The sequence below is a fragment of the Billgrantia aerodenitrificans genome, assembly GCF_021404405.1.
GTDB lineage: Bacteria > Pseudomonadota > Gammaproteobacteria > Pseudomonadales > Halomonadaceae > Halomonas > Halomonas aerodenitrificans.
Genome location: NZ_JABFTV010000001.1, coordinates 54,601 through 67,614 on the forward strand (window position 1 = coordinate 54,601; position 13,014 = coordinate 67,614).

The following is a 13,014-nucleotide window of genomic DNA, read 5'->3' on the forward strand; positions in this document are numbered from 1 at the left end:
ATCATCGAGGAGCCACCATGAGCATTCAGGCCGTCATCGAAGAGAAGCTGCAGGCCCTCGAGCCCACCCACATAGCGGTGGAGAACGAGAGCCATCGACATGCCGTTCCGGCCAATTCGGAGACCCACTTCAAGGTCACGGTGGTGTCCGAGCATTTTCAGGGCTTGATGCCGGTGAAGCGCCATCAGCGCCTCTATGCGCTGTTGGCCGATGAGCTGGCAGGGCCGGTACACGCCCTGGCGCTGCACCTCTATACGCCCCAGGAGTGGGCGTCCCGCGGTGCGGCGCGGCCCGACTCCCCCGACTGCCGCGGCGCCAGCAAGTGACCACCGAACCGCAGCGCCTCCAATATCTGGAGGCGATGGGGCTGACCGCCTGGGTGGCGCGCTACCAGCTACCCAATGCCCGGCCGACCGAAGCCTGCGAGTGGACGCTGCCCGAGCGGGCGGTGCCCGCGCCGCCCGCTGAGCGGCTGCATGCGCTGCTGGACGAAGCCGAGGCTGCGCCCCGTCAGGCGCCACCGGCGTCGACGGCAGGCGAAAGTGCACGCCCCAGGCCGCCCCGTCGTGCCCGGCAGCTGCTGGGTATCGAGCCCGAAGGCGAGACACCTGAGACAGACACTGCCCCGCTCGGCGTGAAAACGGCGAACGCCGATGCACCCAGCCCGGAGACGACGCCCACGATGCCACGGCAGGCGCAGGAGCCACTGCGCTTCACCCTGCAACTGGCCTGCCTGGCCGGACGCTGGCTGGTGTTCTTGCCGCAGCCGTCGGCGCCGGATGCCGCCCAGAGCGAGCTGCTGAGCAATGCGCTGAAGGCCGCCGGGATCGACGTTCCCGTGCCGCTGGTCTTCGAGACCTTTCGCTGGCCGCCCATGGAGAACCTGCCGGTCGAGGCCCCCCTGGAAGAGGCGCGGGAAGGACTTGCTGCTTTCATTGACGGCAGCACGCAGAGGCGCGGATGGTCGCCCGAGCGGGTGCTGATCTTCGGCCGTGACGAGACCCTCATGCGGCTGCTGGAGACGAGTGAAGGCGAAGGCCGGGTCGAGCCGCTGGGTCTGCCCGGCTGGCAGGGGCCCGGCCTGGATGAGCTGGAGCAGAGCGCCGCGGCCAAGCGTTCGCTGTGGCCCACGCTGCTGGCGTGGCGGCAGGCCTGGTCGGTGAAGGACGCCGAGGCCGATGACTGAAGGCGAGGTGCGGTGCCTCTCGCTTGGCGATCTGGAGCGGCTGGCGGCACTGGAACGGCAGCAGCCTCGTCACTGGTCCGCTGGCCAGCTGCAGGCCGCGCTTGAGGATCGCGACTGCTGCGTGTTGGGTATCGAGGTCGAGTCGGCGCTCATCGGCCACGCCGTGGTGGCCCGGCTGCCTTTCGAGGCCGAACTGCAGGCCATGCTGGTCGCACCCGCCATGCGCCGCCGCGGTCTGGCGGCGGCGCTGCTGGAAGCGGTGGTGGAGCAGTGTCGGCGCTGGGGTAGCGAGAGGCTGTTGCTCGAAGTGCGGGCGGGTAATGTGGCGGCCATCGCGCTCTATCGGCGTGCCGGCTTCAGCGAAGATGGCCGGCGGCGCGGCTATTACCCGCCCTTGGACGAAGCAGCCGACGCGGCGCGAGAAGATGCCTTGCTAATGTCGCGCCGCTTGTAAAAGAAGTCAGGTTTCAGCTGCGCTCGGTTTCCACTTCGTCGAACTTGCCCAGCAGGGCGGTCAGACGGCGCTCCCACTCTTCGCGCTCCTGCTTCAGCCGGCTGTTTTCCTCGCGCAGCTCCTCTGCCTCCATTTTCAGCAATTCCAGGGCCTCGACGGCACTGGCCACTTTCTGTTCGAGCCGGTTGAAGAGTTCGGTGCTCATCGTGTTCTCCTGAAATAGGTCCTGGCGGGGCGGGCCCTTGCCCGCACTGAATCCGTTGCGCAGCGTAACGCCGAGGGCCGAGGCTCGGCAAGCGTAGCCGAACGGCGACGCAGGTCCTCAGGCGCCGGGCTTCGCCTGGCGTCGGTAGAGCCGGCCGGTGCTGTCGCCGGCGCGTACTTCGCGATGCAGCGCCCAGCTCTCGGGGACCTCGATGTCGAGGCCCGTTTCGGCCTCCAGATAGATCCACGCATCCGCCATGAGCCAGCCCTGCTCCAGCCGTTCAACGCAGGGGGGCGCCAGGCCTTGGCGGAAGGGCGGGTCGAGAAAGACCAGCGAGAAGGGGCCGAGGCCGGTCGGGCCGGCGGCGAGCAGCTCGAGGGCATCGGCGCACCGCACCGTGCCTCGTTCGCCGACGCCCAGGGTTTGCAGGTTGTCGCCGAGGGCCTGGGCAACCCGGGCGTCACGCTCGACGAACAGCGCCTCGGACGCGCCACGGGAGAGTGCCTCCAGGCCTAGTGCGCCGGTACCGGCGAACAGGTCCAGTACCCGTGCTCCCGGGGTGGCGGCCGTCAACCAGTTGAACAGCGTCTCCCGCACCCGGTCGGGGGTGGGACGCAGCCCGGGGCTGTCGAGCACCGGCAGTAGCCGGCGACGAAACTCGCCGCCGATGATGCGCAGGCGTCCGCCGCCCTTGGGCGAGTGGGCGCCGGAGCGGGGGTGGGGGCGGGTAGGAGTGCGGCGTCGGGTCATGGGGGCGAATTGTACCCGTCGCCTTGTCCACAGTCATGATGCGCGGTGTTAGGATGTAGCGATCATTCACCCGTGAGGCTGAATTCCCCCATGTTCGGTTTTTTCAAGCGCAAGAAGCAGCAGGAACAGCAGCAGGAAGAACAGCAGGATCGACGGCCGACGCAGCCCGAAGAAGAGGAAGCGGGCGAGGGGCAAACCGCCGAGGAAGCGCCAACAGACGCCACGGCTGACGAGACGGTCAGCCAAACGGCGCCTGCCGAGCCGGACGTGGTCGATGCCCCGCGCGCCGATGAGCGTGCCATGGCCGGCCCCGCAGCGGACGAGGCGCGCGAGCACACCGAGGCGTTCGGCGAGGTCGACCGGGAAGAGGAGAACGAGGTGCTGCGCGCTGAGGCGCTGGCTCCCGAACCCGAACCTGAGCCTGAGCCCGAGCCCGAGCCGGCACCTCAAACGACAGCTGGGCCTGAGCCGGAACCTCAGCCTGAGCCCGAACCGGAGCCCGTGCGCACGCCGCTGCAGGAGAAGCCGGTGGCCGAGAAGCAGGGCTGGTTCGCGCGCATTCGTTCCGGCCTGGGCAAGACCCGCGCCAACCTCACCGAGGGCATCGCCGGGCTGTTCCTGGGCAAGAAGCAGATCGACGACGAGCTGATCGAGGATCTCGAGACACAGCTGTTGATGGCCGACGTGGGCATCGAGGCCACCACCGAGATCATCGACCGCCTGACCGAGCGCGTCTCGCGCAAGGAGCTCAAGGACCCCCAGGCGCTCTATCGTGCCCTGCAGGACGAGCTCGCCACGATGCTCGATGCCGTGGCCAAGCCGCTGGCGCTGCCGGCCAAGGGCGAAGGCCCCTTCGTGATCCTGGTGGTGGGTGTGAACGGCGTGGGCAAGACCACCACCATCGGCAAGCTGACCCAGCGCTTTCAGCGCGAGGGGCGCAGCGTGATGCTGGCCGCCGGCGACACCTTCCGTGCCGCGGCGGTGGAGCAGCTCAAGGTGTGGGGCGAGCGCAACAAGGTGCCGGTGATCGCCCAGCACACCGGTGCCGACAGCGCCTCGGTGATCTACGACGCCGTGGCTGCGGCCAAGGCGCGCAAGATCGACGTGCTGATTGCCGATACCGCCGGCCGGCTGCACAACAAGGGGCATCTCATGGAGGAGCTCAAGAAGGTGCACCGGGTGATGGGCAAGCTCGACGATACCGCTCCCCACGAGGTGATGCTGGTGCTCGACGCCGGCACCGGCCAGAACGCGCTTTCCCAGGCCAGTACCTTCAACGAGGCGGTGCCGGTCACCGGCATCACCCTGACCAAGCTCGACGGCACCGCCAAGGGCGGCATCATCTTCGCCCTGGCCAAGCAGCTCGGTACGCCGATCCGCTTCATCGGCGTGGGTGAAAGCCTGGATGACCTGCGTCCCTTCGAGGCCCGCGACTTCGTCGACGCGCTCTTCGATCAGGGCGATGAGGGAGCCGCCGCCTCGTCATGATCCTTTTCGAGCATGTGGGGAAGCGCTACGGCGGACGTTTCGAGGCGCTGGCCAATATCGATTTTCGCGTAGAGCGCGGCGAGATGGTCTTTCTCACCGGCCATTCGGGCGCCGGCAAGAGCTCGCTGCTGCGCCTCATCATGCTGCTCGAGCGGCCGACCCGCGGCCGGGTGCTGGTTGCCGGTCACGACATCGGCCGTCTGCATCCCAGCCAGGTGCCGTTCTATCGCCGCCAGATCGGCGTGGTGTTCCAGGATCACCAACTGCTGCACGACCGCTCCATCTTCCACAACGTGGCGCTGCCGCTGGAGATCCGTGGCTTCGAGCCGCGCGAGGCGGCGCGGCGAGTGCGGGCGGCGCTGGACAAGGTGGGCCTGCTGCATCGCGAGAAGGCGCTGCCCATCGAGCTTTCCGGCGGTGAGCAGCAGCGCGTGGGCATCGCCCGGGCGGTGGTCTGCAAGCCTTCACTGCTGCTGGCCGACGAGCCTACCGGCAACCTCGACCCGCAGCTCTCGGCCGACATCATGGCACTATTCGAGGACTTCAATCGTATCGGCACCACGGTGATGATCGCCAGCCACGACCTGGCGCTGATCGCCCGCCTGCGGCATCGCGTGCTGCGCCTGCGTGAAGGCCGCCTGGTGGCCGACGAGGAGGCCGCATGAGCCCTCAGCCGCGAGAAGGCGGTGCGAGCCGCCGCCAGCCGCCTGCGCCGCCGCGCGGCGCCCGTACCCAGCGCACCCGCTCCTCGAGCCGCTTCCGCGGCTGGCTGCGTCACCATCGCGCCATGTGCCTCGACAGCGCCCGGCGCCTGCTGCGTGCTCCCATCGGCAGTCTGCTGACCATGCTGGCCATCGCCATTGCCCTGGTGCTGCCGGCGGCGCTGTGGCTGGCGCTGGACAGCGCGCGTCTGCTCGATGCCGAGCTGGAGGAGAGCGCTACCTTGACCGTCTACCTCGAGCATCAGGTCGACGAGGGCCAGGCCGGGCGCATCGACGAGGCGGTGGAAGCCCACGAGGGGGTATCGCGTACCCGGCTGATCAGCGCCGCCGAGGGCATGGCCGAGTTTCAGCAGGCGCTGGGACTGGCCGACGCCCTGGGCCGGCTCGAGGACAACCCGCTGCCGGCCAGTATCGTGGTGGTGCCGGTGGACCCGGCTCCCGAGGCCGTGCGGCAACTGGCCGGAGAGCTCGAGGCGCTGAGTGGCGTCGACGAAGTGCGCCTCGACCTGGCCTGGCTCGAGAGGCTGCGCCACTTGGCCGAGCTGGGCAGCCGCCTGGCGCTGGCGCTGGCGGTGCTGTTCGGCCTGGGCGTGCTGCTGGTGGTGGGCAACACCATTCGCCTGGCGGTGGAGAGCCGTCGCCAGGAGATCGAGGTGGTGATGCTGATCGGCGCCACCCACGGCTTCGTGCGCCGGCCGTTTCTCTACAGCGGGGCCTGGTACGGCCTCGGCGGCGGTCTGCTCGCCTGGGGGCTGCTGGCGCTGGGCAATCAGTGGCTGGCGCTGCCGGTCAGTGCGCTGGCAGCCAGCTACGGCGCCACCTTCACGCTTCCGCAGTTGGGGCCGGAGGGCTCGGCAACGCTGCTGTTGTGCAGTACACTACTGGGCTGGCTGGGTGCCTGGATCGCCGTGAGCCGCCACCTCGCGGAGGTTCGGCCGCGGTAAAGAGCAGAGGTTCGGCCGCGATAAAGAGCGGAGGTTCGGCCGCGATAGAGCAGAGGTTCGGTCGCGGTAAAAGGCCGCAGGGCCGAGGCCGCGCTAGCGACCGCGCCCAGCATCTGCCACGCTGTCGGCAGACAAGGGAACGTTATCGGCTTTTGCCCGTCTAAACGGGCGATTGAAGCGTATATTAGGTTTTCAAGGAGACAACCTGCAATGAGCACCAGTCTTCTGCCGGTGGGTCACCTCTCTCCGGGACATGACCTGAACGGGTACATCCAGGCGGTCAACGGCATTCCCATGCTCACCGCCGAGGAAGAGCGCGAGCTGGCCTTCCGCCTTCACGACGAAGGCGATCTGGAGGCGGCGCGTCGTCTGGTGTTGTCGCATCTGCGTTTCGTGGTGCACATCGCCCGCAGCTACTCCGGCTACGGTCTGCCTCAGGCCGACCTGATCCAGGAGGGCAACGTGGGCCTGATGAAGGCCGTCAAGCGCTTCGACCCCAATCAGGGCGTGCGCCTGGTTTCCTTCGCCGTGCACTGGATCAAGGCCGAGATTCACGAGTTCGTGCTGCGCAACTGGCGCATCGTCAAGATCGCCACCACCAAGGCCCAGCGCAAGCTGTTCTTCAACCTGCGCAGCGCCAAGAAGCGCCTGGCCTGGCTCAACAACGACGAAGTCGACGCGATCGCCCGCGACCTCGACGTAAAGCCCGAGGTGGTGCGCGAGATGGAAGGTCGCCTGGCGGCCCACGATGCCGGCTTCGACGCCTCGCCCAGCGAGGACGAGGATTCCGCCTATCAGGCGCCGGTGCATTACCTCGACGATGACGGCTCCGATCCTGCCGTGCAGCTCGAGGACAGCGACTGGGAAGACGACGCCAACCGGCGTCTGAAGATGGCGCTGGAGGCGTTGGACGAGCGCTCGCGGGATATTCTGCAGCAGCGCTGGCTGGCCGACGACAAGGCCACCCTGCATGAATTGGCCGATGTCTACGGCGTCTCCGCCGAGCGTATTCGCCAGCTCGAGAAGAACGCCATGAAGAAGATCCGCCAGCAGTTGGGCGACACCCTGGCCGCCTGACGCGGTGGCCTGCTTCCAGCGAACTCTGCTGAGGACATGAACAGCGAAGCCCCGACCAGTGGTCGGGGCTTCGTCGTTGGTGTGGCCTAGTCGTTGGCGTGGCCTAGGCGCTCTGGGTAAGCGGTTCGCGCATCAACTGCGCCGAGAGCAGCGCCCACTGGTCGTCCCAGTGCTCGGTGGGTCGGCGCTGGAAGTCGCTGCGCACGTACTGCGAGATGCGCCCCTCGGCTACGGCGATCAACAGGTTGGCGGTGGCCGATACCGGCAGCACGGTACGTCGTCTTTCGCGCAGTTCGGCCTCGCGCAGCACCTGCTTGAGCTGGGTCTCCACGCGTTCGAAGAGCTGGTGGATGCGCAGTCGCAGCCTGGCGGTCTCGCCGGTCAGGACGTCGCCTTCCAGCAGGCGCGAGAGCCCCGGGTTCTTCTCGGCGAAGGCCAACAGCAGGATGAGGATCTGGCCGCAGCGCGGTACCGCCTCGTGCACCTCTTCGAGAATGCGCGAGATACGCTCGAACAGGGTCTCCTCGATGAACGAGATCAACCCCTCGAACATGCGCGCCTTGCTCGGGAAGTGGCGATAGAGGGCGGCTTCGGAGACGCCCACCTGGCGCGCCAGCGCCGCGATGGTGATGCGTTTGCCGCTGTCTTCTTCCAGCATCAGGGCGAGCGCCTGCAGGATCTGCTCGCGCCGGCTGGTGATCTGTGTAGCCTGCGTCATGTGGGTCTTCTGTTCTTCATGGCCGGCGGATCCCCGCCCGGCATTGCCGGGCGGGGATCCGCTCAGGCGTTGTCGTTCCCTTGTCGGTCGGCATCGGTAATCAGGGTGCCGACCCCCGCGTTGGTGAATATCTCCAGCAGTGTGGCGTGGGGTACACGCCCGTCGATGATATGGGCGCTGCGCACGCCCCCCTTCACGGCATCGAGCGCGCAGCGGATCTTGGGTAGCATACCACCATGGATGGTGCCATCGGCGATCAGGGCGTCCACCTGGGCGGTGGTCAGCCCGGTCAGCACCTCGCCCTCGGCGTTCATCAGGCCGGCCACGTTGGTCAGCAGCATCAGCTTCTCGGCGCCCAGCGCCTCGGCCACCTTGCCCGCCACCAGGTCGGCGTTGATGTTGTAGCTGTTGCCCTTGGCATCGACGCCGATGGGCGCGATCACCGGGATGAAGTCGCGCTCGGCGAGCATCTCGATCAGATCGGTGGAGACGTGCTCCACCTCGCCCACGTGGCCGATGTCGATGATCTCGGGGGCGGTCATCTCCGGCGTCTTGTGCTCGACCTTGAGCTGACGCGCACGGATCTGGGCGCCGTCCTTGCCGGTAAGGCCGATGGCCTTGCCGCCGCACTGGTTGATCAGGTTGACGATCTCCTTGTTGACCAGCCCGCCGAGCACCATCTCCACCACGTCCATGGTCTCCGAATCGGTGACCCGCATGCCGTTGACGAAGCGCGACTCGATCTTCAGCTTGGCCAGCAGATCGCCGATCTGCGGCCCGCCGCCGTGTACCACCACCGGGTTGATGCCCACCTCCTTCATCAGCACCATGTTGCGTGCGAAGGAGTCGATCAGGGTGTCCTCGGTCATGGCATTGCCGCCGTACTTGACGACCACGGTCTTGCCGGAAAAGCGCTGGATGTAGGGAAGTGCCTCGGAAAGCACTTCCACTACCAGGCGCGGGTCACGAGTCGTTTCGGTCATGGTCCTTCCTTCAATGAACGAAGCGCTGCCGTCAGCTCGGCAGCGTCAGCGCCGGGTCGACCTGTTTCAGGGCGTCGGCAAACCGGTTGCGGATACGTTCGAGCGCCGCATCGCTCTTGCCCTCGAAGCGCAGCACCAGCACCGGGGTGGTGTTGGAGGCGCGGCACAGGCCCCAGCCGTCCGGATAATCGACCCGAATGCCGTCGAGGGTGGTCTTGACGCCATCGTCGCCGAAGTCGCCCTCGCGAGCCAGCTTCTCCACCAGCTCGAACTTGTTTTCGTCGGTGACGTGAACGTTGATCTCGGGGGTGCTGATATCCTGCGGATAACGGGCGAAGAAGGCGTCGGCATCCGTGCCCTGTGTGGAGAGATGCTTGGCGAGGATCTCCAGCAGCCTGGCGGCACCGTAGATGCCGTCGTCGAAGCCGTACCAGCGCTCCTGGAAGAAGATGTGGCCGCTCATCTCACCGGCGAGCTGGGCGCCGGTCTCCTTCATGCGCGCCTTGATCAGCGAGTGGCCGGTGCGCCACATCTCCGGCGTGCCGCCGGCCCGCTCGACCACGCCTGCCAGGTTGCCGGTGCACTTGACGTCGAAGATGACCCGGGCGCCGGGATTGCGCGACAGCATGTCCTCGGCGAAGGCCATCATCAGGTGGTCGGGGTAGATCAGCTTGCCGCTCGGCGTGACCACGCCGAGGCGGTCGCCGTCGCCGTCGAAGGCCAGGCCGATGTCGGCGCCGGTCTCCTTCACTGCGCGGATCACATCCTGCAGATTCTCGAGCTTGCCGGGATCGGGGTGATGGTTGGGGAAGGTGCCGTCGATCTCGGCGAACAGCGGCACCGTTTCGGCGCCGAGCTTCTCGATCAGCTTGGGTCCGAGCTCGCCGGCCACGCCATTGCCGCAGTCGACCACCGCCTTGAGCGGGCGGGCCAGTTCGATGTCGCCGACGATGCGCTCGAGGTAGGCGTCACGCACGTCCTCATGGAGCACGCTGCCCTGGCCCTCGGTCAGATCGCCGGACTCGATACGCCGGTAGAGCGCGGTGATCGCTTCGCCGGAGAGGGTCTCGCCGCCCAGCACGATCTTGAAGCCGTTGTAGTCCGGCGGATTGTGGCTGCCGGTGACCATCACCCCGGAGGCGGTGCCTTCGAGAATGTGCGTGGCGAAGTAGAGCACCGGCGTGGGTACCATGCCGATGTCGATCACGTCGCGGCCGGCGGCGGTCAGACCGCGCATCAGCGCCTCGCTGAGTCGCGGGCCGGAGAGGCGGCCGTCGCGGGCCACCACCACGGTGGACTCGTTGCGCGCCGCGGCTTCCGAGCCGATGGCGCGGCCGATCTTCTCCACGGTCGCTTCGGTGAGCGTGTCGTCGACGATGCCGCGAATGTCGTAGGCGCGGAAGATGGAGGCCGGTACGCTGCTGTTGGTGGCTTGGCTCATAACGGTTCCTTGTCGGACAAGTGTGAATTCATGTGCCTGGTTGCGAAGACCCTGCCGCAAGGCCCTCTCCTTGGGCCGTGTGCGGCAGCGTCGTGTCGGTCGTCAGTGGCGCCCCGAGCTGCCGAAGCCGCCTGCGCCACGCAGGCTGGCCTCGAAGTCGTCGACGACTTCCAGCTCGGCCTGGACCACCGGCACCAGGACATACTGGGCCAGACGCTCGAAGGGCTCCAGTACGAACGGGGTGTTGCCACGGTTCCAGGTCGAGATCATCAGCTCGCCCTGGTAATCGGAGTCGATCAGTCCTACCAGGTTGCCCAGCACGATACCGTGCTTGTGACCGAGGCCCGAGCGCGGCAGGATCACGCCGGCCAGGCCCGGGTCGCCGATGTGGATGGCGAGTCCGGTGCGCACCAGCTCGCACTGGCCGGGCTCGATGGTCAGCGGCGCGTCGAGCAGGGCGCGCAGATCCATGCCGGCGGAACCCAGGGTGGCATATTGGGGCAGGAAATCGCGCAGACGCTCATCGAGCAGCTTGACCTCGAGGCGCGGCTTTGGGGCTTGGCGGACTGGCTGGGACTCGGACATGGTCGTTCCGTCAGGTTGGCTGAATGTCTGGGTGAATCGCGTTAGTGAACGGGGTGCTCGGCCAGGCGGCTCAGGGCTTGTCTCAGCACGGCCCTGGCGAGTTCGAGCTTGGGCTGCGGCGGCAGGCTCTCGCCGCCTTCGCCCTGGCCGTCGCGCCACATCAGCAGGGCGGCGTTGTCGTCAGCACCGAAGCCGAGCCCCGCGGTCGAGACGTCGTTGGCCACGATCATGTCGAGCCGCTTGCGCTCGAGCTTGTCGCGGGCATAGGCCTCCAGGTCACGGGTCTCGGCGGCGAAGCCCACCACGAAGGGACGTCCACCTGCAGCGTCGCGTCGGTCGGCCACGGCCGCAATGATATCCGGATTCTTGATCAGCCTGAGCGTCAGGGTCTCCTCCCCCTCACGCTTCTTGATCTTGTGCTCCGCTGCCGTCTCGGCACGATAGTCGGCCACCGCCGCACAGCCGATGAAGATGTCGCACTCGCCGGCCAGTTGTTGGCTCGCCTCGTGCATCTGCAGCGCCGTCTCGACCTCAATGCGGGTCACGCCCGCAGGCGTCGGCAGGCTGACCGGGCCGCTGATCAGGCTGACCTTGGCGCCGAGCTCCGCAGCAGCGGCGGCCAGGGCGAAGCCCATCTTTCCTGAGCTATGGTTGGAGAGATAGCGCACCGGGTCCAGCGGCTCGCGGGTGGGGCCGGCGGTGATCACAATATGCAGCCCCTGGGCGGCTGCCTGTCCCTTGCCGGGCGCCGTAAGCAGTTCGGCCGCGATTGCCTCAGGCTCGAGCATGCGCCCAGGGCCAACGTCGCCGCAGGCCTGATCGCCGCTGTCAGGCCCCAGCAGCCGCCAGCCGTCCTGTGCCAGGCGCTCGGCATTGCGCTGGGTGGCGACGTGGCGCCACATGGCCTGGTTCATGGCCGGTGCCATGACCTTCTCGGCTTCGCTGGCCAGGCACAGGGTCGTGAGCAGATCGTCGGCCATACCCTGAGCCAGGCGCGCCATCAGGTCGGCGGTGGCCGGAGCGATCAGGATGATGTCGGCCCAGCGGGCCAGTTCGATATGCCCCATGCCCGCCTCGGCCTCGGGGTCGAGCAGCGAGGTGCGCACCGGTTCGCCGGTCAGCGCCTGTAGCGTCAGCGGTGTGATGAAGGCCTGGGCGCCCTCGGTCATGACCACGCGTACTTCGCAGCCTGCCTGCTTGAGCAAGCGGGCGAGCTGAGCGCTCTTGTAGGCAGCAATGCCAGCGCTGATGCCGAGCAGAATGCGCCGGCCGGCAAGCCGATTGGCGGACTGCGTTGCCATGAGAATTTCCTGAACTGAAACCCGACCGCCTACCTTACCACTGCCGTTGAAGTTGCGCAGCCGCCGCCTTCGGTGAAGGTCGGTTACAATGGCGGCCTACCGTTCAAAGGAAGCGTAGCAAGGAGACAGGGAATGTCGATTCGCGACTGGCCCGAGGGCGAGCGCCCGCGGGAAAAACTGCTGACGCTGGGGGCCGAGGCGCTCTCCGATGCCGAATTGCTGGCGATTTTCCTGCGCGTGGGGGTGGCGGGGCGCTCGGCGGTAGACCTCGCCCGCGACCTGCTCACGGCCTTCGGCGGCCTGCGCCAACTGCTCGAAGCCGACCAGACGCGCTTCTGCGCCGAGCGCGGCCTGGGGACGGCCAAGTTCGTGCAGCTACAGGCCACTCTCGAACTCTCCAAGCGCCACCTTGCCGCTCAGCTGGCCCGCGGCAATGCGCTGACCTCCCCCACCCTGGTGCGCGCCTACCTGGCCACCCAGTTGCGCCATCTTGGCCACGAGGAGTTCGCCGCGCTGTTTCTCGATACCCAGCACCGCGTGATCCGCTTCGAGTCGCTGTTCCGTGGCACCCTGGACAGCGCCTCGGTCTACCCGCGTGAGGTAGCGCGCCGGGCGCTGGAGCTGGGCGCCGGGGCGATCATCTTCGCCCACAACCACCCCTCAGGCGTGGCCGAACCCAGCGATGCCGACCGGCGCATCACCGAGCGGCTGCGTGAGGCGCTCTCGTTGTTCGAGATCCGGGTGCTGGATCACTTCGTCGTCGGCGATGGGGACGTGGTGTCTTTCGCCGAGCGAGGCTGGCTTTAGGTGGGGAACCGGCTGCGCTCGGCCATGCGGCGTTGAACCTTGCTTCGCAATGCCGATGCCACTCTCGATGACGCTGAGGGGCGCCGGTGGCAGGTCGGCGAGGAGGTCATTTGCCATGGATGGCAAATGTAGCGTCCAGGGATGGATTCACAGCGCCTCCTCGCCGACCTTTGCCGCCGGCAAAGCCCATAAGAGAGGAAAGCTTGCGGGAGAGGGGGTAAGGGAGTGTAGAATATGCGGCTACTTGTTGCCTGTAGGGGTGCACTCTGCTATAAAGTGCAGCCTTTGAATTCCCTTGGGTCAAATGACAACGGGGTCGTTCCCGGTTTGCCCGACAGGTTTTGAACACTCAG

15 protein-coding genes are annotated in these 13,014 nt (G+C 67.2%); 8 read left to right on the forward strand and 7 right to left on the reverse strand.

The annotated features are described in order from the left end of the window. The first annotated feature begins 17 nt into the window (after nucleotides 1-17). Genes HOP59_RS00285 through rimI form a run of 3 tightly spaced genes read left to right on the forward strand, consistent with a single transcriptional unit; the run spans nucleotide 18 to nucleotide 1,640 of the window. A complete protein-coding gene (locus HOP59_RS00285) occupies nucleotides 18-326 on the forward strand; it encodes a BolA family protein (protein WP_234252365.1) in 309 nt (102 codons plus the stop codon). Further along, entirely contained in the window at nucleotides 323-1,186 is an 864-nt protein-coding gene (locus HOP59_RS00290; RefSeq protein ID WP_010630196.1) for an alpha/beta hydrolase, read from the forward strand. The genes HOP59_RS00285 and HOP59_RS00290 overlap by 4 nt, the downstream gene beginning before the upstream one ends. Then, complete coding sequence (rimI, locus tag HOP59_RS00295) at nucleotides 1,179-1,640, forward strand: ribosomal protein S18-alanine N-acetyltransferase (RefSeq protein ID WP_234252366.1); 462 nt, start codon at nucleotides 1,179-1,181, stop codon at nucleotides 1,638-1,640. The genes HOP59_RS00290 and rimI overlap by 8 nt, the downstream gene beginning before the upstream one ends. 13 nt (nucleotides 1,641-1,653) lie before the next feature. Here rimI and HOP59_RS00300 read toward each other — a convergent pair whose 3' ends face one another. Continuing rightward, nucleotides 1,654-1,845, reverse strand: coding sequence for a cell division protein ZapB (locus tag HOP59_RS00300; protein ID WP_010630194.1), 192 nt, complete (start codon nucleotides 1,843-1,845; stop codon nucleotides 1,654-1,656). Nucleotides 1,846-1,962: 117 nt separating this feature from the next. Beyond that, the gene (gene rsmD / locus HOP59_RS00305) at nucleotides 1,963-2,595 is read right to left on the reverse strand and encodes a 16S rRNA (guanine(966)-N(2))-methyltransferase RsmD (protein WP_010630193.1); all 633 of its coding nucleotides are present in this window, start codon (nucleotides 2,593-2,595) and stop codon (nucleotides 1,963-1,965) included. A 90-nt stretch (nucleotides 2,596-2,685) separates the two neighbouring features. On the opposite strand from rsmD, the gene ftsY reads away from it, so the two are divergent. The 4 genes from ftsY (at nucleotide 2,686) to rpoH (ending at nucleotide 6,826) form a co-directional block, all read left to right on the forward strand. Continuing rightward, nucleotides 2,686-4,083: a signal recognition particle-docking protein FtsY gene (ftsY, locus tag HOP59_RS00310; protein ID WP_234252373.1), complete on the forward strand. Its 1,398-nt coding sequence runs from the start codon at nucleotides 2,686-2,688 to the stop codon at nucleotides 4,081-4,083. Then, nucleotides 4,080-4,748, forward strand: coding sequence for a cell division ATP-binding protein FtsE (gene ftsE / locus HOP59_RS00315; RefSeq protein WP_234252377.1), 669 nt, complete (start codon nucleotides 4,080-4,082; stop codon nucleotides 4,746-4,748). The genes ftsY and ftsE overlap by 4 nt, the downstream gene beginning before the upstream one ends. Beyond that, a complete protein-coding gene (gene ftsX / locus HOP59_RS00320) occupies nucleotides 4,745-5,749 on the forward strand; it encodes a permease-like cell division protein FtsX (RefSeq protein ID WP_234252379.1) in 1,005 nt (334 codons plus the stop codon). Before ftsE ends, ftsX begins: the two co-directional genes overlap by 4 nt. A 210-nt stretch (nucleotides 5,750-5,959) precedes the next feature. Further along, on the forward strand, nucleotides 5,960-6,826 hold the full coding sequence (rpoH, locus tag HOP59_RS00325) for an RNA polymerase sigma factor RpoH (RefSeq protein WP_010630189.1): 867 nt from the start codon (nucleotides 5,960-5,962) through the stop codon (nucleotides 6,824-6,826). Between the two features lie 103 nt (nucleotides 6,827-6,929). Here the strand turns inward: rpoH and slmA are convergent, their stop codons facing one another. From slmA to coaBC, 5 genes are all read right to left on the reverse strand, one after another. Further along, the gene (slmA, locus tag HOP59_RS00330) at nucleotides 6,930-7,544 is read right to left on the reverse strand and encodes a nucleoid occlusion factor SlmA (protein WP_086509006.1); all 615 of its coding nucleotides are present in this window, start codon (nucleotides 7,542-7,544) and stop codon (nucleotides 6,930-6,932) included. 62 nt (nucleotides 7,545-7,606) lie between these two features. Continuing rightward, nucleotides 7,607-8,527 (reverse strand): acetylglutamate kinase, encoded by a 921-nt coding sequence (gene argB, locus HOP59_RS00335; RefSeq protein WP_010630187.1) that lies wholly within the window; start codon nucleotides 8,525-8,527, stop codon nucleotides 7,607-7,609. A 31-nt stretch (nucleotides 8,528-8,558) separates the two neighbouring features. After that, the gene (locus HOP59_RS00340; RefSeq protein WP_234252382.1) at nucleotides 8,559-9,968 is read right to left on the reverse strand and encodes a phosphomannomutase/phosphoglucomutase; all 1,410 of its coding nucleotides are present in this window, start codon (nucleotides 9,966-9,968) and stop codon (nucleotides 8,559-8,561) included. A gap of 102 nt (nucleotides 9,969-10,070) precedes the next feature. Next, the gene (gene dut / locus HOP59_RS00345; protein WP_010630185.1) at nucleotides 10,071-10,553 is read right to left on the reverse strand and encodes a dUTP diphosphatase; all 483 of its coding nucleotides are present in this window, start codon (nucleotides 10,551-10,553) and stop codon (nucleotides 10,071-10,073) included. A 41-nt stretch (nucleotides 10,554-10,594) separates the two neighbouring features. Continuing rightward, nucleotides 10,595-11,854, reverse strand: a complete 1,260-nt coding sequence (gene coaBC, locus HOP59_RS00350) for a bifunctional phosphopantothenoylcysteine decarboxylase/phosphopantothenate--cysteine ligase CoaBC (RefSeq protein WP_234252383.1) — start codon at nucleotides 11,852-11,854, stop codon at nucleotides 10,595-10,597. 132 nt (nucleotides 11,855-11,986) lie between these two features. Between coaBC and radC the strand changes: the two genes are divergently transcribed. Beyond that, nucleotides 11,987-12,661 (forward strand): RadC family protein, encoded by a 675-nt coding sequence (radC, locus tag HOP59_RS00355; RefSeq protein ID WP_010630183.1) that lies wholly within the window; start codon nucleotides 11,987-11,989, stop codon nucleotides 12,659-12,661. Nucleotides 12,662-13,014 lie beyond the last annotated feature (353 nt).